This window comes from Bradyrhizobium sp. SZCCHNS3052, from assembly GCF_032484495.1.
In the GTDB taxonomy this organism is placed as follows: Bacteria; Pseudomonadota; Alphaproteobacteria; order Rhizobiales; family Xanthobacteraceae; genus Bradyrhizobium.
Window position 1 is genome coordinate 25,093 of the sequence record NZ_JAUETB010000008.1, and the last position, 22,769, is coordinate 47,861.

The 22,769-nt window shown below is 66.5% G+C and carries 21 protein-coding genes and 1 pseudogene; 14 read left to right on the forward strand and 8 right to left on the reverse strand.

Features of this window, described 5'->3' with window-relative positions; translation table 11 throughout:
• Positions 1 to 7: 7 nt before the first annotated feature.
• The 7 genes from QX073_RS22870 to QX073_RS22900 all read left to right on the forward strand — a co-directional run bounded on the left by QX073_RS22870 (position 8) and on the right by QX073_RS22900 (position 6,497).
• Complete coding sequence (locus tag QX073_RS22870; protein WP_315750294.1) at positions 8 to 1,573, forward strand: amidase family protein; 1,566 nt, start codon at positions 8 to 10, stop codon at positions 1,571 to 1,573.
• A 259-nt stretch (positions 1,574 to 1,832) separates the two neighbouring features.
• Positions 1,833 to 2,600, forward strand: a complete 768-nt coding sequence (modA, locus tag QX073_RS22875; protein ID WP_315750293.1) for a molybdate ABC transporter substrate-binding protein — start codon at positions 1,833 to 1,835, stop codon at positions 2,598 to 2,600.
• A 26-nt stretch (positions 2,601 to 2,626) separates the two neighbouring features.
• Positions 2,627 to 3,316, forward strand: coding sequence for a molybdate ABC transporter permease subunit (gene modB / locus QX073_RS22880; protein WP_315750292.1), 690 nt, complete (start codon positions 2,627 to 2,629; stop codon positions 3,314 to 3,316).
• Positions 3,313 to 4,407, forward strand: a complete 1,095-nt coding sequence (gene modC, locus QX073_RS22885; RefSeq protein WP_315750291.1) for a molybdenum ABC transporter ATP-binding protein — start codon at positions 3,313 to 3,315, stop codon at positions 4,405 to 4,407. Before modB ends, modC begins: the two co-directional genes overlap by 4 nt.
• A 205-nt stretch (positions 4,408 to 4,612) precedes the next feature.
• Positions 4,613 to 5,476, forward strand: a complete 864-nt coding sequence (locus QX073_RS22890) for a xanthine dehydrogenase (RefSeq protein ID WP_316226401.1) — start codon at positions 4,613 to 4,615, stop codon at positions 5,474 to 5,476.
• An 11-nt stretch (positions 5,477 to 5,487) separates the two neighbouring features.
• Complete coding sequence (locus QX073_RS22895) at positions 5,488 to 6,078, forward strand: DUF2478 domain-containing protein (protein ID WP_315827077.1); 591 nt, start codon at positions 5,488 to 5,490, stop codon at positions 6,076 to 6,078.
• Positions 6,075 to 6,497 carry a LysR family transcriptional regulator gene (locus QX073_RS22900; protein ID WP_316171716.1) on the forward strand — a complete coding sequence of 141 codons (423 nt, stop codon included), beginning with the start codon at positions 6,075 to 6,077 and terminating at the stop codon, positions 6,495 to 6,497. Before QX073_RS22895 ends, QX073_RS22900 begins: the two co-directional genes overlap by 4 nt.
• Here the strand turns inward: QX073_RS22900 and QX073_RS22905 are convergent.
• Together QX073_RS22905 and serA are read right to left on the reverse strand one after the other, a co-directional pair.
• Entirely contained in the window at positions 6,406 to 6,885 is a 480-nt protein-coding gene (locus QX073_RS22905; protein ID WP_315750288.1) for a TOBE domain-containing protein, read from the reverse strand. The genes QX073_RS22900 and QX073_RS22905 overlap by 92 nt on opposite strands.
• Before the next feature lie 21 nt (positions 6,886 to 6,906).
• Positions 6,907 to 8,154: a phosphoglycerate dehydrogenase gene (gene serA / locus QX073_RS22910; RefSeq protein WP_315750287.1), complete on the reverse strand. Its 1,248-nt coding sequence runs from the start codon at positions 8,152 to 8,154 to the stop codon at positions 6,907 to 6,909.
• A 289-nt stretch (positions 8,155 to 8,443) separates the two neighbouring features.
• On the opposite strand from serA, the pseudogene QX073_RS22915 reads away from it, so the two are divergent.
• Positions 8,444 to 11,099: pseudogene (locus tag QX073_RS22915) on the forward strand (flavin-containing monooxygenase).
• Here the strand turns inward: QX073_RS22915 and QX073_RS22920 are convergent.
• From QX073_RS22920 to QX073_RS22935, 4 genes are all read right to left on the reverse strand, one after another.
• Positions 11,080 to 11,580, reverse strand: a complete 501-nt coding sequence (locus QX073_RS22920; protein ID WP_316167619.1) for a DUF3147 family protein — start codon at positions 11,578 to 11,580, stop codon at positions 11,080 to 11,082. The pseudogene QX073_RS22915 and the gene QX073_RS22920 overlap by 20 nt on opposite strands.
• The gene (locus tag QX073_RS22925; protein ID WP_315717779.1) at positions 11,580 to 11,927 is read right to left on the reverse strand and encodes a DUF3147 family protein; all 348 of its coding nucleotides are present in this window, start codon (positions 11,925 to 11,927) and stop codon (positions 11,580 to 11,582) included. Before QX073_RS22925 ends, QX073_RS22920 begins: the two co-directional genes overlap by 1 nt.
• 181 nt (positions 11,928 to 12,108) lie before the next feature.
• On the reverse strand, positions 12,109 to 12,750 hold the full coding sequence (locus QX073_RS22930; RefSeq protein ID WP_316167618.1) for a 2-dehydro-3-deoxy-6-phosphogalactonate aldolase: 642 nt from the start codon (positions 12,748 to 12,750) through the stop codon (positions 12,109 to 12,111).
• Positions 12,747 to 13,685, reverse strand: a complete 939-nt coding sequence (locus QX073_RS22935) for a 2-dehydro-3-deoxygalactonokinase (protein WP_315827080.1) — start codon at positions 13,683 to 13,685, stop codon at positions 12,747 to 12,749. Before QX073_RS22935 ends, QX073_RS22930 begins: the two co-directional genes overlap by 4 nt.
• Positions 13,686 to 13,808: 123 nt before the next feature.
• Here QX073_RS22935 and QX073_RS22940 point away from each other — a divergent pair, with 123 nt between their 5' ends.
• Together QX073_RS22940 and QX073_RS22945 are read left to right on the forward strand one after the other, a co-directional pair.
• Positions 13,809 to 14,582 (forward strand): DeoR/GlpR family DNA-binding transcription regulator, encoded by a 774-nt coding sequence (locus QX073_RS22940; protein ID WP_316226402.1) that lies wholly within the window; start codon positions 13,809 to 13,811, stop codon positions 14,580 to 14,582.
• A gap of 32 nt (positions 14,583 to 14,614) precedes the next feature.
• Positions 14,615 to 15,751 (forward strand): MFS transporter, encoded by a 1,137-nt coding sequence (locus tag QX073_RS22945; RefSeq protein WP_316226403.1) that lies wholly within the window; start codon positions 14,615 to 14,617, stop codon positions 15,749 to 15,751.
• 89 nt (positions 15,752 to 15,840) lie between these two features.
• On the opposite strand, the gene QX073_RS22950 is transcribed toward QX073_RS22945, so the two are convergent.
• Complete coding sequence (locus QX073_RS22950; RefSeq protein ID WP_315750277.1) at positions 15,841 to 16,803, reverse strand: cation diffusion facilitator family transporter; 963 nt, start codon at positions 16,801 to 16,803, stop codon at positions 15,841 to 15,843.
• A 128-nt stretch (positions 16,804 to 16,931) separates the two neighbouring features.
• On the opposite strand from QX073_RS22950, the gene QX073_RS22955 reads away from it, so the two are divergent.
• Positions 16,932 to 17,453, forward strand: a complete 522-nt coding sequence (locus tag QX073_RS22955; RefSeq protein ID WP_316226404.1) for a nucleoside deaminase — start codon at positions 16,932 to 16,934, stop codon at positions 17,451 to 17,453.
• Positions 17,454 to 17,505: 52 nt separating this feature from the next.
• On the opposite strand, the gene QX073_RS22960 is transcribed toward QX073_RS22955, so the two are convergent.
• On the reverse strand, positions 17,506 to 18,627 hold the full coding sequence (locus QX073_RS22960; RefSeq protein WP_315827085.1) for a hypothetical protein: 1,122 nt from the start codon (positions 18,625 to 18,627) through the stop codon (positions 17,506 to 17,508).
• 578 nt (positions 18,628 to 19,205) lie between these two features.
• On the opposite strand from QX073_RS22960, the gene QX073_RS22965 reads away from it, so the two are divergent.
• From QX073_RS22965 to QX073_RS22975, 3 genes are read left to right on the forward strand one after another with little or no spacing between them, the layout of a single operon-like run.
• Positions 19,206 to 20,771 (forward strand): ABC transporter ATP-binding protein, encoded by a 1,566-nt coding sequence (locus QX073_RS22965; protein WP_316226405.1) that lies wholly within the window; start codon positions 19,206 to 19,208, stop codon positions 20,769 to 20,771.
• Positions 20,755 to 21,846, forward strand: coding sequence for an ABC transporter permease (locus QX073_RS22970; protein WP_316226406.1), 1,092 nt, complete (start codon positions 20,755 to 20,757; stop codon positions 21,844 to 21,846). Before QX073_RS22965 ends, QX073_RS22970 begins: the two co-directional genes overlap by 17 nt.
• The gene (locus QX073_RS22975; RefSeq protein ID WP_316226407.1) at positions 21,833 to 22,750 is read left to right on the forward strand and encodes an ABC transporter permease; all 918 of its coding nucleotides are present in this window, start codon (positions 21,833 to 21,835) and stop codon (positions 22,748 to 22,750) included. The genes QX073_RS22970 and QX073_RS22975 overlap by 14 nt, the downstream gene beginning before the upstream one ends.
• Positions 22,751 to 22,769 lie beyond the last annotated feature (19 nt).

The window sequence follows — 22,769 nt, forward strand, 5'->3', positions numbered from 1 at the left end:
AAACACAATGGCGAAAACAGCGACAAGGAAGAAGCCGGCGGCAAAGACCGCCAAGCCGGCTCCGAAGCGCGTGGCCACGCGCGCCACGGCCAACAGGAAGCCCGCAAAGGCGAAGCCGCAGGCCAGACCACAGGCGAGGGCCGCCGCGCCGAAGCCGCGGCTGCCGAGAGGACCGGTCTGGCAGTGGTCGGCGCTCGACACCTCCGCTGCGATCCGCTCGGGCGCGGTCTCCTCGGTCGAGGTGACCGAGGCGCACATCGCGCGCATGCATGAGGTCAATCCGAAGCTGAATGCGGTCGTCGTCGATCTGTCCGAAGAAGCATTGAAAGCTGCGCGCGCCGCGGACAAGGCGCGCAACAAGGACGGCCTGCTGCATGGCGTGCCCGTCACCATCAAGGAGAACGTCGACTACCAGGGACGGCCAAACCCCAACGGCGTTCAGGCGCAGATGGGAATCATCGCGCCGTCGGACGCGCCCGTCGTGCGCAACCTCAAGAACGCGGGCGCGATCGTGCTCGGCCTCACCAACACGCCGGAATTCTCATTCCGCGGCTTCACCGACAACCCGCTGCACGGACTGACCTTGAACCCGTGGGATCCCGAGATCACCTGCGGCGGCTCGTCGGGCGGCGCTGGAGCTGCGGTCGCCGCCGGTATCGGCACCATCGCGCATGGCAACGACATCGGCGGCTCGCTGCGCTGGCCGGCGCATTGCAACGGCGTTGTCACGATCAAGCCGACGCAGGGGCGCATCCCGGCCTACAACGAAAGCGCCGCGGCCGAGCGGCCGATGCTGGCGCATCTGATGTCGTCGCAGGGCCCGCTGGCGCGTAGCGTCGCCGACGTCAGGCTGGCGCTGGAGGTGATGAGCCGGCGCGATCCGCGCGATCCCTGGTGGGTGCCGGCCCCGCTCGAGGGCGAGAAGCCCAAGCGGCCGATCAAGGTCGCGCTCGCCAAGATCCCCGATGACATGGACGTCGATCCTTCGGTGCAGGCCGCGCTGCGGCAGGCCGCCGATCATCTGGAACGCTCCGGCTACCGGGTCAGCGAGGTCGAGGTCCCCGACATCTCCGGCGTCTGGCAGACCTGGTGCGACGTCATCACCACCGAGGTGGTCGTGATGCAGGAGGCCAAGATGCTGGCCGTCACCTCGGAAGACTTCCACAAGGCGTGGGGCGGGATGCGGGCCAAGGCCGAGATCCTCGACCTCGCGGGCTGGATGAACGCGACGGCGCAGCGCTCCACCCATATCCGCGCCTGGCAGCTGTTCTTCGAGGATTATCCGGTGGTGCTGGCGCCGACGACGGTCAAGCCGACGCCGGGCCCGCGCGAGGACACGGTAAGCCCGGAGCGCGTGCGCGAAATCTTCTTCAACGAGATCCGCTTCATCTCGGCCATCAACGTGCTCGGGCTGCCCGGCGCAGTGGTGCCGGTGGCGGTTCACAATGGCCAGCCGATCGGCGTGCAGCTGATCGCCGGCCGCTATCGCGAGGATCTCGCGCTCGATGCCGCCGCGGCGATCGAGAAGCGTGCGGGCATGCTGGTGCGGCAGCTCTGGGAGCGGATGGCTTAGTCTCGCGCCGGCCCGAGAACCCCGGCTCTCGGGCCGTCATGTTTCCAACATCGCTTCAGCCTCGATTGTCGAAAGTCGTACACTGACGCCCATCGCGTTTGCCCGAGGGGCCCCTCGGGTTGACGGGACGTCGCCGACCTGTCTATTTTGATGTATACGAATGAATATAGCACGGCATCGGTACGGGCGCTGCGCCGGAACGGGACTTGCAATTCACCGAAGCGAACCCGTCTCTGCGATATGAACGAGGACAATTGTGATGAGATCGATGCGCTTCGTCGCCGCTGCCCTGTGCGCGGCTGCCGCTCTCCTGACTGGCGCAAATGCGTTCGCCGGGAGCGCCAACATCGCCGTGGCCGCCAACTTCACCGAGCCGGCCAAGGAGATCGCCGGTCTGTTCAAGGCCAAGACGGGACACGAATTGGTGCTGAGCTTCGGCGCGTCCGGACAGTTCTACACCCAGATCAAGGAGAACGCGCCGTTCGCGATCCTGCTCTCCGCCGACGACGAACGGCCGAAGAAGCTGGTCGACGAGGGCCTCGGCGTCGCCGGGAGCCGTTTCACCTACGCGATCGGCAAGCTCGTGCTGTGGAGCAAGGACCCGAACGCGGTGAAAGGCGAGGAAACGCTGAAGGCGAACGCGTTCAACAAGCTGTCGATCGCCAATCCCGCCGCCGCGCCCTATGGCGCGGCTGCAGTGGAGACGCTGAAGGCGCTCAATCTCTATGAGACGATCAAGCCCAAGATCGTGCAGGGCAACACGATCTCGCAGGCGTTCCAGTTCGTCGATACCGGCAATGCCGAGGTCGGCTTCGTCGCACTGTCGCAGCTGATGCCGAATGCGGGCGGCTCGCGCTGGCTGGTGCCGCAGAACCTCTACAGCGAGATCCGTCAGGATGCCGTGCTGCTGAAGGCATCCGCCGGCAACGAGGCGGCGACCGCGTTCCTGACCTTCCTCAAGACTCCGGAAGCCCGTGCGGTCATCGAGAAGTTCGGCTATGCTCTGGACCCGAAGTCCGGCAGCTGAGCGCTCACGTCGATGAACTTCCAAGGATGAACTTGCACGTCTCGGCCGATATCTGGCAACCGGTCAGTCTGACCCTCGAATTGGCAGCGATCACGACCGTCATTCTGATGATCGTGGGAACACCGATCGCATGGTGGCTGGCGCGGTCGCAGGCGTGGTGGAAGGAGGCGGTCGCAGCCCTGGTGGCGATTCCGCTGGTGCTGCCGCCGACCGTGCTCGGCTTCTATCTACTGGTCGCGCTCGGCCCGAGCGGTCCGGGCGGAGCGCTGGCTTCCTTGTGGGGCGCACGCACCCTCGCCTTCACTTTCCCAGGCCTGGTTATCGGCTCGGTGCTGTTCTCGATGCCGTTCGTGGTGCAGCCGATCCGCAACGCCTTCGAGGCCATGGGCGAGAAGCCCCTGGAAGCAGCCGCCACGCTGCGGGCCACGCCCTGGCGCGCGTTCTGGACGATCGCCGTGCCGCTGGCGAGCCCCGGCTTCCTCACCGGCGCGATCCTCGGCTTTGCCCACACCGTCGGCGAGTTCGGCGTCGTGCTGATGATCGGCGGCAACATTCCCGGCAGGACGAAGGTGCTGTCGGTCGCGATCTACGACTACGTCGAGACCTCGCAATGGACCGAAGCCTCGGTGCTGGCGCTCGGCATGGTCGTGTTCTCGTTCGGCGTCATTCTGACGATGATGCTGATCGAGAAGAACATGACGCGACGCGCGTCATGAGCACCGTCAAGGTCGATTTCCGCGGTACGCTCGGGCGCTTCGAGCTGAACGCGCGGTTCGAGGTGCCGGCGCGCGGCGTCACCGCGATCTTCGGCCCGTCCGGCTGCGGCAAGACCGCCGTCATGCGCAGCATCGCCGGCCTCAACCGCCTGGACGGACGATGCTCCGTCACCGGCGACGTCTGGCAGGACGAGAAGACCTTCCGCCCGGTGCACCAGCGCCCGATCGGCTACGTGTTCCAGGAAGCCAATCTGTTTCCGCATCTCTCCGTCCGCCGCAACCTGATGTACGGGCATCCCGGCCCGTCCGGCCCCACCGCCATCGGCTTCGATGAGGTGGTGTCGCTGCTCGGCATTGCCAAGCTGCTGGAGCGCTCGCCGCGCCATCTGTCCGGCGGCGAGCGGCAGCGCGTGGCGATCGGCCGCGCGCTGCTCAGCCAGCCGAAGCTGCTGCTGATGGACGAGCCGCTGTCGGCGCTCGACCAGATGACCAAGGACGAGATCCTGCCCTATCTGGAGCGGCTGCATGCCGCGCTCGACCTGCCGATCCTCTACATCAGCCACGATATCGCGGAGGTCGAGCGGCTCGCCGATCAGCTGGTGCTGATGCGCAATGGCAGCGTCCTGGCTTCAGGCCCGCTGTCCGTGCTCCAAGCCGACCTGACACTGCCGCTCGCGCTCTCCCGCGATGCAGCGGTCAGTCTCGACGCCACCGTTCTGAAGCACGACGCCATCGACGGCATGGTGACGCTTGCGGTGCCGGGCGGGCATTTCGTGCTGCCGGCCGAGCCGCTTGCGTCGGGAACACGCCGCCGCCTGCGCGTGCTGGCCGATGACGTCAGCCTCGCCTTGGAAACGCCGAGCCGCAGCACCATCGTCAACGTGCTACGCGCGAAGATCCTGGAAATCCGCAGCCAATCGGACCACCGTGTCACCGCCCTGCTTGGCCTCGGCGAGGACGGCCAGGGTGCACGATTGCTGTCGCGGGTCACCCAACGCTCGTGGAACGAGCTCGGCCTGCAGGCAGGGCTTGCCGTCTACGCCCAGGTCAAGGGCGTCGCGCTGGTGCGCCGCGAAGAGCCCATCGCCTGATCGGCACGCGCCGACCTGCCCCACCATCACGACATGTTGTATAAGCGACAATATAGCATCCGATGTTATATCCCAAACAATACAGCTTTGCATCAGACGAACCGAGGCCTGCCTGCTTTTCCTCAATGCAATGAACATGTTGATCGGCGCGCAACGATCTGGCCCGCGGCTTGCTCATTCGATCTCGCAACACGAGGTCATCAGCATGAAATCCGCCGCCGTCACTTGGCATCCGAACGCGCCCAAGCCGCTCGCGCTGGTGCTGGGCACCAACGAGATCGCCTCCGCGATCGCGGCCAAGCTCAACCATGAGCGCTTCGCGCTCGTCCTCTGTCACGACGCCTTTCCGCCGGTGATCCGACGCGGCATGGCCTTCCACGACGTCCTGTATGGCGAGGCCTGCGACGTCGACGGCGTGGTCGGCTGCCGGGCCGAGGGCATCGCGGACGTCGTGCGCATTCATCGCGAGCCCAGCCAGATCGCCGTCACCGGGATGCATCTCACCGACATCATCGCGTTCCGCTATCCCGCGGTCATCGTCGACGCACGGATGCAGAAGCATCTGGCCACGCCGGATCTGCGCGGCGTTGCCGGCATCGCCGTCGGCATCGGACCGCGCTTTGCGGTCGGGCACAATTGCGACATCGCGATCGAGACGCATCCTTGCGACACCGGCGCGATCGTGGCGCACGGCACCACGCGCGACGCGGACGGCAAGGCGCGTGCGCTCGGCGGCGCCGGCCGCGAGCGCTTCGTCTATTCCAATCAGGACGCCGTCTGGCATACGCCGCTCGACATCGGCACCCGCGTCTACAAGGGACTGCAGCTCGGCTCGCTCGGCGGCACACCTGTGCTGGCGCCGCTCGATGGCGCACTGCGCGGCATCGCCCGCGACGGATTGCGCGTGCCGGCCAACGTCAAGCTGCTCGAGATCGATCCGCGCGGCCGCCACGCGGCATGGACCGGCATGGACGACCGCGGGCGATCGATCGCCGCGAGCGTCGTCTCGGCGGTCCACGCGATCGTGCAAACCGGTCGGAAGGCGGGCCGCGTCTCCGCCAACGTGTGAGGAGGACTGCCATGGGTGTCGCTGAGGTCGGGACGTGTCAGATCGTGGCGCTGCAGGGCGCTGCGTCCACCGTCATCCAGGAGCTGCTCGATGAGCTCGCCACGCGGCTCGCAGGCATCGGGCTGCGCGTCTCCGGCGTGATCGAGAGCAGCGCCGACAAGACCAGGCCGTGCAAGGCCATGATGCTGCGCAGCCTCGACGACGACCGCGTGTTCTCGATCTCGCAGGATCTCGGCCCGGGATCGCAGGGCTGCAATCTCGATCCCGAAGGATTGGTGCTGGCCTGCGCCGCCGTGCAGCAGTCGATCGCGCGCGGCACGGATGTCGTAATCCTCAGCAAGTTCGGCAAGCAGGAGGCGACGGGAGGAGGCCTCGCCGACGCCTTCGGCTCGGCGATGTCAGCCGGGCTTCCGATCATCACGGCGGTATCGCCCGCGATGATGGAGGCGTGGAAGCGCTTCGCCGGCGTGTTCGCCGAATGCGTCCCGGTCGATGTCGCGCGCCGTCCCGGCTGGATCGAGGCGTGGTCCGGCCGCATGGTGACAGCGCGAAGCCCGCGTGACATGATCGGCTCACAACGCGAGCGGATCGGAATAGGATGAAGCGCGAAGCTCAGATCGCATTGACCATCACTTTCGGCAACGGCGGAAGTCTGTCGCCCGAAGATCTGCTGCTGATCGACTTCATCCGCCGGGAGCGCTCGATCCTCGGCGCCGCGCGCGCGAGCGGCATCTCCTACCGCAAATGCTGGCTGATGGTCGATGCGCTCAACCGCACCTTCGAGACGCCGGTGTTCGAGACTCATCCGGGGCGACGGGGCGGCGGCGCCGAGATCACGCCGTTCGGCGAGCGGCTGATCGCGCTGTATCGCTCGATGGAGCGGCGCACCCGCACGGCCACCGCCGCGGCGCTCGCTGAGCTGCAGAAGGCTACCGATCCCCGCTATCAGAAGCGGGCCAGCGGCGCGGCCGAGGCAGCTCCGAAGGCCGAACCGCGCCGGGTCCGATCGCGACGCTCTTGATCATCGCCCAGGCCGACAGATCCGGCTCCAACGCCAGCCGCTCGACGGACTCCAGCGTGACCAAGGCGTGCAGCTTCGTCGCACCGAGATCGAACGTCACGCGCACATAGGGCGGATCGAGCGGCAGGATCTCCTCGATCCGGCCGGGTAGCCGGTTGGTGATCGAAACATCCATCGGCCGCGACAGCGCGATCGACACGTCGCGGGCCTCGATGGTCACGGAGACGCCGGCGTCGATCGCGGCGTCGACCATCGGCACGCGCAACTCGCCGTCGGCGAAGAACAACGTCGACATGCCATATTGCGGATCATGGCGCAGCACGCGCGCCGGCACCGTCGTGCTGAGAACGACGGTCGAGGCTGAGGACGATGCAGACGAGCCGGTCATCGCGCGGCAGCCTCCACAGCCTCAGGGCCGGTCGTGATCGTACAGGACGCGAACGCGGATCGTGCCCTCCACCGCGCGCAGCTCCGACAGCAGCGCCTCGCCCTCACCGCCGACCACGTCGGTCTCGAGCACGACATAGCCGACCTCGGGATCGGTCTGCAGATATTGCGCGAGGATGTTGATGTTGTGCCGCGAGACCGCCTCGTTGACCTGGCGCAGCACGCCGGGCACGTTGCGATGAACGTGGATGAAGCGCGTGCCCGTCGGGCGCGCCGGCAGTTGCACCTGCGGGAAGTTCACGGCGCCGAAGGTCGAGCCGACATCGGAATAGTCGATCAGCTTGCGCGCAACCTCGCCACCGATGCGATCCTGCGCCTCCTCGGTGGAGCCGCCGACATGCGGGGTCAGGATCACGTTGGGCAGGCCCTGCAGCGGCGAGACGAACGGATCGGCGTTCGATGCCGGTTCGACCGGAAACACGTCGACGGCAGCACCTGAGAGCTTGCCCTCGCGCAATGCGCTGGCCAGCGCCTCGATGTCGACCACCGTGCCGCGCGAATTGTTGATCAGATAGGCCCCGTCCTTCATGTGACGGATCTGGCGCTCGCCGATCATGTTGGCGGTCGCCGGCGTCTCCGGCACGTGCAGCGACACGACGTCGCTCATCGCCAGGAGCTCGTCGAGGCTCTCGACCGGCTCGGTGTTGCCGTGACGGAGCTTGTCGGTGAGATCGAAGAAGATCACCCGCATGCCCATGGCCTCGGCGAGGTTCGACAGCTGCGAGCCGATGTTGCCATAGCCGATGATGCCGAGCGTCTTGCCGCGCACCTCTCGGCTGCCATTGGCCGACTTGTCCCAGCCGCCGGCATGCGCCGACACCGAGCGCGGGAAGATGCGGCGCATCAGCATCACGACCTCGGCGATCGTCAGCTCGGCGACACTGCGGGTGTTCGAATAGGGCGCATTGAACACGGGGATGCCGAGCCGCTTCGCGGCATCGAGATCGACCTGGTTGGTGCCGACGGAGAAGCAGCCGACCACCATCAGCCGGTCGGCGGCCTGCAGCACATCGGCGGTGAGATGCGTCCGCGAGCGAATGCCAAGCATGTGCACGCCCGACAGCATACGCTTCAACTCCGCCGAACCGAGCGCCTTCGGCAGCCGCTCGATTTCCGTATAGCCGTTGGCCTCGAACATGCGGACGGCCGAGTCGTTCACGCCCTCGAGGAGCAGAACGCGGATCTTTTGCTTGGGAAGCGATAACGGCATGGGCCTGGCCTGGTTCAGTCGTGGATGTGGCGTAGTGTAGCGGTTGTTACAGTCGCGATGCGTTGAAACTTGGTGAATGCGACGCGGCAGGGTCGCTTTCTGTCGCTTTCTCAGGGTCTTGTCCACTCCGTCGCGGCCTTTTGACCGGCGATGCAAAATCAGCGCCTGGCATACCGGCCGCACCGCACGGCCCGCACTGCAACAACCGCAGATCGCTGTTTTGGCTGCTGACAAACCATGCGAGCAGAGCTAGCCTTTCTTCCAATCACAAAATCATCGGGAGGTCAGCATGTCAGACGGGGTTGTCGAGACACGCGCGTCGGAGGTGTCGGGCGGTGAAACGCAGACGGTCGATGTCGCCGTCGTGGGTGCCGGATTTGCGGGACTTTACCTGCTGCACCGCCTGCGCAAGGCGGGCTTCTCGACCGTGGCTCTGGATACGGCCAACGATGTCGGCGGCACCTGGTACTGGAACCGCTATCCCGGCGCGCGCTGCGACATCCAGACCGTCGACTACAGCTACACCTTCGATCCCGAGCTCGAGAAGGCGTGGCAATGGTCGGAGAAATACGCCACCCAGCCGGAGATCCTGCGCTATCTCGGCTTTGTCGCCGATCGCTACGATCTGCGCCGCGACATCCGCTTCGGCACCCGCCGTGCTCGGCGCCTCCTGGGATGACGCCAAGGAGCGCTGGCTGCTGACGACCGACAAGGGCCCCGCCGTCTCCTGCCGCCACTACATCATGGCGACCGGCTGCCTGTCGCAGCCGAAGCCGCCGGAGATCGACGGCGTGCACGACTTCAAGGGCGAGATCTACTTCACCAGCCGCTGGCCGCATGACGGTGTCGACCTCCGCGGCAAGCGCGTCGCGGTGATCGGCACCGGCTCGTCCGGCATCCAGTCGATCCCGATCATCGCCGAGCAGGCAGCACAGCTCACGGTTTTCCAGCGCACGCCGAACTTCGCACTGCCGGCGCATAACGGCCCGCTCCCGGCCGATCGCGCCGCGCAGCTCGCAGAAGATCGCAACGGGCTGCGCGAGCAGGCGCGCCGGTCGATGGCTGGCGTGCCGATCCCGCCGGCCACCGACTTCAGCTGGGCGTTGAGCGAGGCCGAGCGCCGCGAACGCTTCGAGAAGCTGTGGGCGTCGGGCGACCTCGTCGGCATGCTGACGCAGCTCTGGGCCGACCAGGGTGTCGACCCCGACGGCAATGCGCTGCTCGCCGACCTCATCCGCGAGAAGATTCACGAGATCGTCAAGGATCCCGAGACCGCCGCCGCGCTCACGCCTCACGACCATCCGTTCGGCGCCAAGCGCCCGTGCTTGGACACCAACTACTATCAGACGTTCAACCGCCCCAATGTCACGCTGGTCAATCTGCGCCAGGAGCCGATCACATCCATCACCGCTGATGGCATCAAGACCGACAGGCGCAGCTTCGACATCGACGTCATCGTGTTCGCGACCGGCTTCGATGCCATGACCGGTGCGATCCGCGCCGTGCATCCGATCACCGGGCGCGGCGGCAAATCGCTGGAGGATGTCTGGGCCAACGGACCGCAAACCTATCTCGGGCTCACGGTCGCAGACTTTCCCAATCTGTTCCTGATCACGGGTCCCGGCAGCCCATCGGTGCTGTCGAACATGGCGGTCTCGATCGAGCAGCATGTCGACTGGGTCGTCGATCGTCTCGTCGCCCTGCGCGAAGCCGGGTTCACGACCATCGAGGCCACGGAGACTGCGCAGGCCGGCTGGGCACGCCACATGGCGGACTGCGCGACCGTGACGCTGCATCGGCTCGCCAACACCTGGTACACGGGTGCCAACGTGCCGGGCAAGCCGCAGACCCTGATGCCCTATACTGGCGGCGTCGGCCCCTATCGCGGCATCTGCAACGAAATCGTCAGCCGCGGCATGCTCGGCTTCAAGCTGTCAGGTCCGAACGGCGCGTCCCAATGCAATGACGGCGAGATCGTGCGGCTGCAGCCGGATGTCAGGCTGGTGCTGAACATGCTGGCCGAGATGAACTTGCCGCCGATCGAATCGATGGGCGCCGCTGGCGCCCGCGAATTCGTTGCGCAGTTCAACGCGACGAGGCCGCCTGGACGTCCCGTTGGCGAAGTCAAGGATGGCACATTGCAGGGCGCCGACGGTCCCCTGCCCTATCGGCTTTATCGGCCGGCGACGCCCGGGCCGCATCCGATCGTCGTCTACTTCCATGGCGGCGGCTGGGTGCTCGGCGACGAGCAGTCGGACGATCCATTCTGCCGCGACATGTGCCGCCGCTCCAACATGATCTTCGTCAGCGTCGGCTATCGCCATGCGCCCGAGCACCGCTTCCCGGCGGCGGCCGAGGACGGCTATGCGGCGACGCGCTGGGTGGCCGAGCACGCCGCCGAGCTCGGCGGACGCGACGGACCGGTGCTGGTGGCCGGCTGGAGCGCCGGCGGAAACATCGCTGCGGTCACTTGCCAGCTCGCGCGGGATCGCGGCGGGCCTCTCGTCGGCGGACAGTTGCTGGTCTGCCCGGTGACCGATTGCAGCTTCGATCGGCCGTCCTACACCGACAACGCGGCCGGCTACTTCCTGACGCGCGGCCTGATGTACTGGTTCTGGGACATCTACTGCTCGCCGGCGGATCGCACCGATCCGCGCGCGTCGCCGTTGCGGGGCAAGCTGCAGGGCCTGCCGCCGGCCTACATCGTCACCTGCGAGTTCGATCCGCTGCGCGACGAGGGCGTCGCCTATGCGGAGGCGCTCGCCGCCAACGGCGTGCCGGTCGGGCAGCTCAAGGCCCACGGCCACTTCCACTCGTCGTTCACGATGGTCGACGTCGTCATCACCGGCGTCGGCGGCCGCATGCAGATGGCGGAGGCGCTGCAGGCATTCACGCAGTCTGCGGAAGAAGGCGAATCGCCGGAGATCAACGCCGCCGCCAGCTGACCAGCGGAGGCTGCGGCCGAGACGTATCGCGACGGCCCGCAACTTTGCGGGTCGTTGCCGCAACACGCAGCTTGCGCCGGATCGCCCACGCTGTCACCGAGACGACGAGCCACGCCGTCGTTGCGGCGACGAAGGCGGCCGCGACGCTTGACTGAACCAGCGTGGAGAATACGGCCGCGAACGCCAGCATGCCGAGACTGCCGAGCACTGCACCTGCGGTGTCGAGTGCAGCCGCTTCGCGTCCGCGCCGCTCGCCGGAGAGTCCCTGACGGCGCTTGCGCCTGATCTCGTGCGCCTCGATCAGGGTGACGCTGGCACAGAAGATCGCCGGCAATGCCAGGAAGAGGCCGCCGATCGCAGGACCGAAGGCTTTGGCAATGAGCCCGGTCGCGACTGTGGCGGCGCCGCCCAGCGCAAAGCGGATGACGTATTCGTGCCACTTGCCGTCCTTCAGCGCCGAGGGCGAGATGCAGATCAGCATCACGCCCCTCCGGAGAAGACCGCCTGCAGTCCCAGCGCTGCGACCAGCCACACGGCCGTTGCGAGCAGGCTCGCGCTCAATGCGCGCATATGCTGCCGCATCAGCAGCCGGCACACGGTCATGCTATAGAGACAGAGCGCGGCTGCGCCGAACATCATCGAATGGCTCTGGACCGCCGCATAAGCGGCATCATGCGTGACAACCGCAACGCCCAACGTCGCCAGCGCGACCGAGGGCGCGGCTCCGAACAGGCCGGCAAAGCTCTTCGGACGCAACACATCGCCAATGATCGCGAATGTCGAAACGATGACGCCGCCGATCAGGAAGCGGATGACGGATTCGGTCATGTCCGGCTTGCTCCCGGTTGTTCGTAGCCGGTCCATGCGCGCAAGCTGCGTTCAAGGGCCGCCCGTTCCGGAGGCGCGGACCAAGACTCTTGCGAGCACGAACAATTGGTTCCCTTCCAACGCCGAGCTCTGACGACAGTTTCAAGACAGCGTCACGAAGCCGTCATGGAGCGTGATCTGCTCAGCCCGTGGCTGCGATGGCATCGTCATAGGCACGCACGGAAGCGACCGCGGTGTCTCGCACATCGCTCGCGCTCATCCCCGGCTTGTACAGGCTGGAGCCGAGTCCGAAGGCTCGCACACCGGCTACGGCATAGGAGGCGAGATTCTTGTCCGACACACCGCCGACGGCACCGACCACGACGCCTTTCGGCAGGACGGCAAGTTGCGCTGCAATCCCCGACGGACCGAGCACCGACGCCGGAAAGTATTTCAGGGCCGAGGCGCCGCAACGCAAAGCAAGAAAGGCCTCCGTCGGCGTGAAGACCCCGGGCATGGTGACCATGTCGTAGGCCTGCGCCGTCGCCAGCACTTCGACATCGACGTTGGGGCTGACCATCAGACGCCCGCCGGCCTCCGCGACACGCACGCAATCTGCGGCATTGACGACCGTCCCTGCACCGATCAGGCAGTCCTTGCCGAACCGGGCGGCGAGACGCTCGATCGAGACGAACGGTTCCGGCGAGTTGAGAGGAACCTCGATCAGCTCGAAACCGGCTTCGATCAGGACATCGACGATGGCCTCGGACTCGTCGGGTTTGATACCGCGCAGGATCGCAACCAGCGACCGCTTGACATGCGGCCAGGCAACGGACTTTGTCATGGTCGGAAACGCGCTCCCCAGATCTGCCGCGCGGCCTTGACCAGGCCGCGCCGGGACGCCTGTTCGGCATCACATTCGTTCACGTCGAAACCAGCAGCGGCCAGCGCCGCGCGATAGAGCCGGCCGAGCCGGCCCGCTCCGATCAACCGGAGTGGAAGCTCGGCGCCAAACCGCGCCCGAGCGTCGGCGATCTCACTGCCGATCAGAAGCCCGGAGAGCCTCGCAGCCCCATCGGACCGCTGCTCAAAACCGAGGAGCTGGGCTGCGCGCAGCCGGAACAGCGCATTGGTCAGTGCCGTCGGCGCGGCAAGCGACGCTGCGAAGCTCTCGCGGAACGCCGCGTCGTGCTCGACGGCCGAGGCCTCCGGTTCGACGGCGTGCATCAAAATGCTATGTTGAGAGACGACCGCGAACAGCTCGCCGGTCATGTAGGTGGCAAAGTCGATCACAGCGCCGGCATCGATCCGGATCCATTTGCTGTGGGTGCCCGGAATGCAGACGATCCCGGTGAAGTCCGGCTCGGTGACGCCGAGCAGCTGGGTTTCCTCGCCGCGCATCACGTCCGGCTGATCCGCCCGCGCCTGCGCCAGTCCCGGCAGAATCCTGACGTCGCCATCCGTGTCGACGCCAATCGCGCCGGCATGCAGCGCCTCCAGCCGGGTGGGCGTGTGCAGATAAGGCGCCTCGACCCAGCCTTGCCGCGCGCCGGCCATGCCGCAGATCAGCACCGGAACATCGGCCGGCGCGCCGAGCTTCGCCAGATGGTCGCGCAGCACCGGCGCGAAGCCAGATGTCGCGCAATGCAGCATGCCCTCGCTACCGCGGCTCCCGGCCAGCTCCGTCCCGTCTCCGGCCATCAGCCAGGCGCGGAAGCTGGATGTCCCCCAGTCGACGGCGACAAGGGCCGGCGTTGCTGACGAATAGACGGCGGTCACACCTTGCTCCCGATCACTTCGACATCTGGCAATGCCATGCCGCGCGGGCCGCGCAAACAACAAATTGCGCAATGCACGATTATGCACGTTGTTATTCTTGTTTATGCCTGATATGAAGAGGGCATGTCAGACCTTCCACTGGCGCGCCGCGACCAGATCGCCGGCCGCCTCTCGGCGGGGCACGCGGTCGTCGCGGCCGCCCTGGCCCACGAATTCGGCGTCTCCGAGGATGCCATCCGGCGCGATCTTCGTGCGCTTGCCGCCGAAGGACGCTGCCGCCGGGTGTATGGCGGCGCATTGCCGATCGCCGGCGGCATGACACCGATGGCGGCGCGGATCGGGCAAGATCGCGACCGCAAGCTGGCGCTCGCCCGGACGGCCGCCCGCGGCATCGCGCGTGGCGAATTTCTCTTCCTCGATAGTGGCAGCACCAATCTCGCCCTCGCTGAAGTCCTGCCCGATGATTTCGATCTCACCGTCGCAACCAACGCCATCGACATTGCCGCAACCGTGCTGCACCGGCAGGACCTGCAGCTGATCATGATCGGCGGCTCCGTTCACCCCGCAGTCGGCGGCTGTGTCGACGCCGATGCGCTCATGCAGGTGCAGCGCTTGAACATCGACCGCTGCTTCATCGGCGCCTGCGCTGTATCGGCGCAAGGCGGCATCAGCGCGGTTGATCCGACTGACGCAGCATTCAAGCGGACGCTGCTGTCGCTGAGCCGCGTAAGCGTCGCAATGGTCACCAACGAGAAGCTCGAGACCCGAGCCCCCCACCGTATCGCCGGCGCCAAGACCATCAGCCAGCTCACCGTCGAGCATGATGCGCCGGCGGCCCGGCTCGCCCTGCTCAAACGGGCGGGAGCCGCCATCATGACGGCCGCCCCGCCGGTGTGACAGCGCCCTTCAGAAAGTCAGGAATCTTCCAAATGAGTTCTGATCACAGCGGGGCGCGGCTCGCGACCCGCCAGGCCTTCTTCGTCGCCGGCTTCGGCATCGCCTGCTGGGCACCGCTGGTGCCGTTTGCCAAACAGCGGCTCGGCGTCGATGATGCGACGCTCGGGCTGCTACTGCTCTCGCTCGGCGTGGGCTCAGTCGCATCGATGCTGGCCGCCGGGCTGCTGAGCGCCCATTATGGCAGCAAGCCGGTCGTCATCGTCAGCGGCATCGCTCTCGCGCTGTTCCTGCCACTGCTGGCGATCGCAGCAACGCCAGCGACTCTCGCACTCGCATTGTTCGCCTTCGGTGCGGCGCTGGGCTCGCTCGACGTCGCGGTGAACATCCAGGCGATCGACGTCGAGCGGCTGAGCGAGCGTCCGCTGATGTCAGGTTTCCATGCCCAGTTCAGCATCGGCGGCTTCGCGGGCTCCGGCGTCATGACGGCGCTGCTCGCGTTCGACGTCGCGCCGCTGCTCGGCACGCTCGCCTGCTGTGCCTTCGCCCTGGCCGCGATGATCGTGGCTGCCCCGCGACTGATGGCGAGCAAACCCGCGCAATCGGGGCCTCTGCTCGTGCTTCCGCACGGCGCGGTGCTGCTGCTGGCGGCACTCGCCGCAATCATGTTCCTGGTCGAGGGCGCGATGCTCGACTGGAGCGCGCTGCTGCTCGCCGGTTCCGGCCGCCTGCCGGCCGCGCAGGCCGGATTGGGCTACATCATGTTCTCGATCGCAATGACCGCAGGGCGCCTCGTCGGTGACGCCGTGGTTGCACGGATCGGTGATCGCGCAACGTTGCTCGGGGGCAGCGCCATCGCCATCGCGGGCTTCGTCCTGCTGCTCACGGCTCCGTGGGTTGCTGCTGCCATGGCGGGCTTTGCGCTGATCGGCCTCGGCGCGTCGAACCTGGTCCCGGTGCTGTTCCGCCGAGCCGGGGCGCAGACCGCCATGCCGGTCGGGCTGGCCGTCGCGGCCGTCACCACCGCAGGCTACTCAGGCGTGCTGCTGGGCCCCGCAGGCATCGGCTTCATCGCCGCAGCCACCAGCCTGCCGGCCGCATTCTGGATGTTGGCTGCGCTGCTGGTGATCGTGCTGCTAAGCGCGCCGTTGGCCGCGCGGACGCCGCGCTAGGAACGCCGTGCGCGGCTCCGGTTCCGGCATCTCATGCCTCGGCCATTCGTCTGCACGAAGCGACGTCGTCTATCGCTGAGCTGCCGGTCTCACGCCGGCGCCGAACCATCTTGGAGCACGCTCTCGCGCATTTCCTGATAGCGCGCACCGGTCTGCGGCTTGACGAACAGCGCCGCGACGATCGGATGCCGCGCCCTCAGCTCGCTCTCGATCGCAACCACGGCGCGCTCAATGTCGTCGGCGCGCTGATCGTCCGCAAACTCGATGCTCAGCGCGACAACGACATGCTGCGGTGACAGCTGCACCGTGAGCAGGCCATTGGCTGACTTGACGCCCTTCCTCTTGCGCGCGATGTCGAGGATCGAACGCGCCAGCTCCGGGTCCGCCGGCTCGCCGATCAGGAGACTCTTGCTCTCCCGCGCGAGCACCATCGAGGTCGCCGCAAGCAGCACACCGATCAGGATCGATCCGATGCCGTCCCATGCCGGCTCATCGAAGGCGACGGCCGCAGCCATCGCGGCAGCAGCAATCACGATGCCGATCAGTGCCGCGCTGTCCTCGAACACGACCATGAAGGCCGGCGGGTCCTTGCTGCGCCTGAACGCCTCGAGATAGGAGAGACCCGGCGCAGCCGCGCGAAACCGCCGCACCGCCACCCACCAGGAGCCTGCCTCGAACACGAAGGAGAGCCCGAGCACGACGTAGTTCACCGTCGGGTCTTCGATCGGCCGCGGATGCATCAGGTGCGTCACGCCTTCATACAGCGAGACGCCGGCGCCCAGCGCGAACAAGAGCAGCGCGACGATGAAGCTCCAGAAATAGAGCTCACGGCCATGGCCGAGCGGATGCCGCTGGTCGGGCGGACGGCTTGCGCGATGAAAGCCGTAGAGCAGCAGCAGTTCGTTCGAGGTGTCGACGGCGGAGTGGATCGCCTCGCTCATCATGGCCGAGCTGCCGGTCCACACCGCCGCGGCGGTCTTGGTGCAGGCCACGAGCAGATTGCCGGCAAGCGCGGCATAGACGGCAACCTTGGAATCCGCGTTTGCCGCCATGTCGCCTGCCTGTTCCCTGCGCTCGTGCGCCGGGCAACGCGAGCTGCGGAGCATCGGTTCCCTGGCGCGCTTGCGGACGTCGCCGCGCCGGAGCAGGATCGCCCGATCCGCAACGGAGCAGAGTGACGATGGCGCCGAGAGATCAGGCGAGAGACGGACAGAGGCAAGCCGGCGCCCAAGACCGGGACGCAGATTTCCTGCGCCACAGCTTCGCCATCGCCCGCCGCGCGACATCCAACGGCAATCATCCATTCGGAGCGGTGCTGATCGCTGCCGACGGCCGCGTTCTGATCGAGGCCGAGAACGGCTACATGCCAGCTCATGACGCCACGGCCCATGCCGAGCGGCTGGTCGCGACCCAGGCCTGCGTTTCGCTAGCGCCCGAGATCAGGGCGGCGGCCACGCTGTATTCGTCGGCAGAGCCGTGCGCGATGTGCGCGGGCGCCATCTACTGGGCCGGCATCGGACGCGTGGTCTATGGCCTCAGTGAGCGGCGGCTGCGCGGCATTACCGGCAATCATCCGGAGAACCCGACCCTCGACCTGCCGTGCCGCGACGTGTTCGCGAGCGGCCAGCGTGCGACCGAAGTCGTCGGCCCCCTGTTGGAGGACGAAGCCGCGACGCTGCATGAGGGAGCCTGGGACAAATGAAGCAGGCGCCGCGACCGGAGGCGCGGCGCCTGCTTGCGTGGCTCGATCGATATCAGAACTTCACGGTCACGCCCGAATACAGCGACGACTCGGTGCAGGCGCCCGTGGCGACACGGGTGCCGCCGACACCGGCGACGGAACAGCCGACCGCGTTGTTGTGGTCGAGGCCGAACTTGTTCTGCCAGTAGCGATAGGCCACCCAGACGTCGATCAGGTGGCTCTGCTTCTCACCCCACATCGCCTTCGACGCATCGAAGGTCAGGCGGATCGGCTCGGAATTGAACTCGATCTTGGTCGGATAGACGCCGTTCGCGACGCTGGCCGGGAGCGGCTCGGTGTCGGTGCCCTTCTTGCCGTACCAGCCGGCGCGGCCCGAGATCGAGAAGAACTGCATGCTCTCCGGCAGGAAGCCGAGATCCATGTAGTAGTTGGTCTCGACGGCCCAGGTCGGCTTGAACGAGGTATTGCCGTCATTGATGCAGGGGTTCGACCAGCCGGCCCCGCACTGCGAGAACGAATTGTGGTTGGCGAACTCCCAATACATCAGGGGAGCGACGTTGAAATAGCCCTTGTAGGGCAGGTTGAACGCGAACTGCAGGCCGGCAACCACGTCGCGTTTGGCGGCGCCGAAATAGCGGTTCTCGGTATTGGCATCCATGCCCACTTCGAACGAAATGTTCTGCAGCGGGCCCATCGTGAAGGCCTTGGTGTTGAAGATCTGGTTCCAGCCGAAGGTCGAGCGGAACAGTCCGTAGATTTCGGTCGCACCGGCACAGCTCGCCGGCGTGAAGGCGAAACCTGCGTTGGGCGACACGATCCCGCCGGTCTGCGTGCACGGCCCAGCGGGGTCGTTGTGGTCCGACTTGAACAGCGAGATCGTGAAGAAGTTGGTGCCGTAACCCCAGACGTCGAAATGGGTGAACGAGTAGACCTGCTTGGCGGTCTTGGCGTTGAATGTGCCGTTGCCGTTGACACTCCATGCACCAGGCTGGCTGGCATCGAAGATATAGGAGTAGCTGACGCGATTGTCGACGACGAGGAAGAACGGCACCTCGGCCGGCGCCTTCTTCGCGATCGCCTTGGCGGACAGGTCAGCGGCCCCCGCTGCACCGACCGACGTCAGCGCTGCCGCGCCCATTGCGACGACCGCCGCGATTGTTTGACGTAACGACATTCAGAACACCCCCAGTTGACAAGCGCCGATTCCCGACTTGCATGCACAGTTGCGCCGTTCCACGGGTGGGAGAAGCCTCAACTTTCTCCAGGACTTGCCCGCAGTTTGATCAAGGTTCCGCCGTATTGCAGCGGCGACGACATCGGTCGCGAGCTTGGGCATGGGACGATTGGCCGCGGCCACGATGCTCCCAGACCCCGATCTTGCGGCTTCACATTGCTGAAGTTTTTCCGAAAAGCCCCGCCTGGCCTTCCGCGCGCGTTCGCGGCAACGCGCGAGCGCAAGCGCGCCCCTGGACGCGCATGGGATGACGCTGCTCATCCAACGGGCAACGTGCTGCGGGCGGATCGATTTCCGGCCGGTGTCTCAAAACTGCCACAGAACTTTATCGTTCGCTCCGCTCGACCGATTGCGGGACGTGATGCCTGCAACCGCTGGCGCACTGCATTCGCAGAACGCGGCGCGATGGACGCTTGGACAAGAGTTGGGCAGACGATGGCGCTTTTCGCCTCTTACGCGCCGCGGCAAATTAGATCACAATTGAGGCAGCTTCATTCCCCTGCCCCATGACGCAGCAAATGCCTGACCCCGCGCCGGCCGATCCGAACCCTACGCCTCCGCTCCTGCAGACGATCGGATTGACCAAGCGCTATGGCGACTTCGTTGCCAACGACAAGATCGACATCGAGATCCGGCCACGCGAGATTCACGCCTTGCTCGGCGAGAACGGCGCCGGGAAGTCGACGCTGGTGAAGACGATCTACGGACTGGTGCAGCCGAGCGCCGGTGAGCTGCGCTGGCAGGGTGTGCCCATCAGGCTGTCCGGTCCCGCGGAAGCGCGATCCCTCGGCATCGGCATGGTATTTCAGCATTTCTCCCTGTTCGACAACCTCACGGTGGCTGAGAACGTGGCGCTCGGGCTCGATGGCAAGGAGCCATTCAAGGCCATGTCGGCGCGGCTCGCGGACGTCGCGCGCGACTACGGACTGCCGCTCGATTCGAAGCGCGACGTCTGGCAATTGTCGGTGGGCGAGCGGCAGCGCATCGAGATCGTGCGCGCGCTCATGCAGAATCCGAAATTCCTCATCCTGGACGAGCCCACCGCCGTGTTGACGCCGCAGGAGGCCGACCAGTTGTTCGTCGTGCTCGAGCGACTGAAAGCAGAAGGCCGCGCCATCCTCTACATCAGCCACAAGCTCGAAGAGGTGAAGCGGCTGTGCGACACTGCCACCATCCTGCGCGGCGGCAGGAAGGTCGCGACCTGCAATCCGAAGCTGGAGACGGCTGCCTCGCTGGCGCGCATGATGGTGGGGACCGAGATCAAGGACGTGAAGCCGCCGGCCGAGCGGCGCACCACCGTGCCGCGTCTGGTCGTCAATGATCTCACCCTCGCCCCCAGCGAGCTGCATGGCGTGGGCCTCAAGAACGTTTCCTTCGAGCTGAAGGGCGGCGAGATCCTCGGCATCGCCGGTGTCGCCGGCAACGGCCAGGACGAGCTGTTTGCTGCGTTGTCCGGCGAACGCCTCGTCAAAGAGCCCAGCGCGATCATCATCGACGGCCTCGCCTGCGGCAATCTCTCGATCACCGAGCGCCGCAAGATGGGCGCGGCGTTCGTGCCGGAGGAGCGGCTGGGGCATGGCACCGCGCCGCGGATGAGGTTGTCCGAGAATGCGCTACTGACCGGACACGCCGCGGGCGACATGGTCCGGCACGGCTTCATCAACGCCGCAGCGACATTGCGGACGGTCGATCTGACGACCGAGACGTTCGATGTCCGCAAGGCCAAGCGCGATCCGGAAGCGGCGAGCCTGTCCGGCGGCAATCTGCAGAAGTTCGTCGTCGGCCGCGAGATCCTGCGCACGCCGGCGGTGCTGGTCGTCAACCAGCCGACCTGGGGCGTCGACGCAGGTGCCGCCGCGATCATCCGCCAGGCGCTGATCGATCTCGCCAGCGCGGGTGCTGCCGTCCTCGTCACCAGCCAGGACCTCGACGAACTGATCGAGATCGCCGACCGCATCGCGGTGATGTTTCACGGACACTTGTCGGAGGCGCTGCCACGCGCGGAGGCGACGCGGGAAAGGCTCGGCCTGTTGATGGGTGGCGCCAGCCTCGAGAAGGAGGCGGCGCATGCAGCTCGTGCTTGAGAAGCGCGCCGAGCGTTCGCGCACCATCGCGCTGGTCTCGCCGTTGATCGCGATCGGACTGACGCTGGTGACCATGAGCGTGCTGTTCGCCGTGCTCGGCAAGAACCCGATCACCGCGCTCGACGTCTACTTCATCGCGCCGCTCACCGACGGCTATTCGCTGCAGGAGATCGCGGTGAAGGCCACGCCGCTGGTCATGATCGCGATCGGCTTGTCGCTGTGCTACCTCGCCAACGCCTGGAACATCGGTGCCGAGGGCCAGTTCCTGATCGGGGCTGTGGCCGGCAGCTGGATCGCGGTAAAGACGCAAGGCACCGAAGCGGGACACTGGGTGCTGCCGGCGATGCTGGTCGCGGGCGCCGCAGCCGGCGCGCTCTATGCGCTGATCCCCGCGCTGTGCCGCGTCAAGTTCGGCGCCAGCGAGATCCTCATCAGCCTGATGCTGGTCTATGTCGCCGATCTCCTGCTCGACTATCTCGTTCGCGGCCCCTGGCGCGATCCCGCCGGCTTCAACTTCCCCACCACGGCGGAGTTCGATCCGGTCGCCACCGTGCCGGTGCTGATCGAGGGCGGACGCCTGCATCTCGGCAGCATCATCGCGCTGATTGTCGTTGCCGGCGCCTTCGTGCTGCTCGAGCGCACCATCAAGGGGTTCGAGATCCGAGTCGTGGGCGTGGCGCCGCGTGCGGCGCGGTTCGGCGGCTTCAATGCGAACCAGCTCATCCTTCTGACCTTCGCCGTGTCGGGCGCATTGGCCGGTCTCGCAGGGATCATCGAGGTGGCGGGACCGATCGGACATCTGCAGCCTGGCATCTCGCCGGGCTATGGCTTCACCGCGATCATCGTGGCCTTCCTGGGACGGCTCAATCCGGTTGGAATATTCATTGCAGGGCTTTTTCTCGCATTGACGTTCATTGGCGGCGAGCAGGCCCAGATCACGATGAAGATTCCGCTCGATGTGACCAAGGTGTTCCAGGGCATCCTGCTGTTCTACGTGCTCGCCTGCGATTCGCTCATCCTCTACCGTTTCAAGCTCGTCTTCGCCGCGCGGCAGGTGCAAAGTGGTGCTGGTTGAAGCAATCATCCTGTCGGTGCTCGCCGCATCGACGCCGCTGCTGCTGGCGGCCACCGGCGAGCTGGTCACCGAGCGCTCGGGCGTCCTCAACCTCGGCGTCGAGGGCATGATGATCGTCGGCGCGGCCTGCGGCTTCGGCGGGGCTTGGCTGTCCGGCTCGATCATCGTCGGCGCGCTGTGCGGCATCGTCGCCGGCATGCTGATGTCGCTGATCTTCGCGTTCATGGCCCTCGGCCTCGCCGTGAACCAGGTGGCGACGGGCCTCGCGCTGACCATCCTCGGCACCGGTCTGTCCGGCCTGATCGGCGCGCGCTTTGTCGGCGAACGCATCAGCACCGCGCCGCACCTTTACATTCCCGGCCTCAGCGACATCCCGCTGGTCGGCCGTATCGCGTTCGGCGAGGATGCGTTCGTCTATCTGTCGCTCGTCTTGATCATCGCCGTCTGGTGGTTCCTGTACCGCACCCGTGCCGGCCTGGTGCTGCGCGCCTGCGGCGACAACCATGTCTCCGCCCACGCGCTCGGCTATCCCGTGCTGCGCATCCGTTTGCTCGCGGTGCTGTTCGGTGGCGGCTGCGCCGGGCTCGCCGGCGCCTATCTGCCGCTGGCTTATACGCCGTTCTTCATTCCCGGCATGACCGCGGGGCGCGGCTGGATCGCGCTGGCGCTGGTCGTGTTCGCATCCTGGCGACCGGGCCGCCTCGTCGTCGGCGCCTACCTGTTCGGTGCGGTGACGATCCTGCAGCTGCATGCGCAGGGCGCCGGCGTCGGCATCCCCTCGCAGTTCATGTCGGCGCTGCCGTACCTCGCCACCGTGATCGTCCTGGTGCTGCTGTCGCGCGCCCGCACCGGCGGCTCCACCGCGCCGGCAGCGCTGGGGACGGTGTTCGTGCCGGATCGCTGAACCAATCATCCGGAGCGCC

Coding starts and splice junctions, on each gene's coding strand:
- QX073_RS22965 (WP_316226405.1), top strand. CDS start 19,206: ATGCCTGACCCCGCGCCGGCCGATCCGAACCCTACGCCTCCGCTCCTG.
- QX073_RS22905 (WP_315750288.1), bottom strand. CDS start 6,885: ATGACCGGCTCGTCTGCATCGTCCTCAGCCTCGACCGTCGTTCTCAGC.
- QX073_RS22895 (WP_315827077.1), top strand. CDS start 5,488: ATGGGTGTCGCTGAGGTCGGGACGTGTCAGATCGTGGCGCTGCAGGGC.
- modC (WP_315750291.1), top strand. CDS start 3,313: ATGAGCACCGTCAAGGTCGATTTCCGCGGTACGCTCGGGCGCTTCGAG.
- QX073_RS22960 (WP_315827085.1), bottom strand. CDS start 18,627: ATGTCGTTACGTCAAACAATCGCGGCGGTCGTCGCAATGGGCGCGGCA.
- QX073_RS22920 (WP_316167619.1), bottom strand. CDS start 11,580: ATGCTGATCTGCATCTCGCCCTCGGCGCTGAAGGACGGCAAGTGGCAC.
- QX073_RS22890 (WP_316226401.1), top strand. CDS start 4,613: ATGAAATCCGCCGCCGTCACTTGGCATCCGAACGCGCCCAAGCCGCTC.
- QX073_RS22870 (WP_315750294.1), top strand. CDS start 8: ATGGCGAAAACAGCGACAAGGAAGAAGCCGGCGGCAAAGACCGCCAAG.
- modB (WP_315750292.1), top strand. CDS start 2,627: ATGAACTTGCACGTCTCGGCCGATATCTGGCAACCGGTCAGTCTGACC.
- serA (WP_315750287.1), bottom strand. CDS start 8,154: ATGCCGTTATCGCTTCCCAAGCAAAAGATCCGCGTTCTGCTCCTCGAG.
- modA (WP_315750293.1), top strand. CDS start 1,833: ATGAGATCGATGCGCTTCGTCGCCGCTGCCCTGTGCGCGGCTGCCGCT.
- QX073_RS22950 (WP_315750277.1), bottom strand. CDS start 16,803: ATGGCGGCAAACGCGGATTCCAAGGTTGCCGTCTATGCCGCGCTTGCC.
- QX073_RS22925 (WP_315717779.1), bottom strand. CDS start 11,927: ATGACCGAATCCGTCATCCGCTTCCTGATCGGCGGCGTCATCGTTTCG.
- QX073_RS22940 (WP_316226402.1), top strand. CDS start 13,809: ATGTCAGACCTTCCACTGGCGCGCCGCGACCAGATCGCCGGCCGCCTC.
- QX073_RS22955 (WP_316226404.1), top strand. CDS start 16,932: ATGGCGCCGAGAGATCAGGCGAGAGACGGACAGAGGCAAGCCGGCGCC.
- QX073_RS22945 (WP_316226403.1), top strand. CDS start 14,615: ATGAGTTCTGATCACAGCGGGGCGCGGCTCGCGACCCGCCAGGCCTTC.
- QX073_RS22900 (WP_316171716.1), top strand. CDS start 6,075: ATGAAGCGCGAAGCTCAGATCGCATTGACCATCACTTTCGGCAACGGC.
- QX073_RS22930 (WP_316167618.1), bottom strand. CDS start 12,750: ATGACAAAGTCCGTTGCCTGGCCGCATGTCAAGCGGTCGCTGGTTGCG.
- QX073_RS22970 (WP_316226406.1), top strand. CDS start 20,755: ATGCAGCTCGTGCTTGAGAAGCGCGCCGAGCGTTCGCGCACCATCGCG.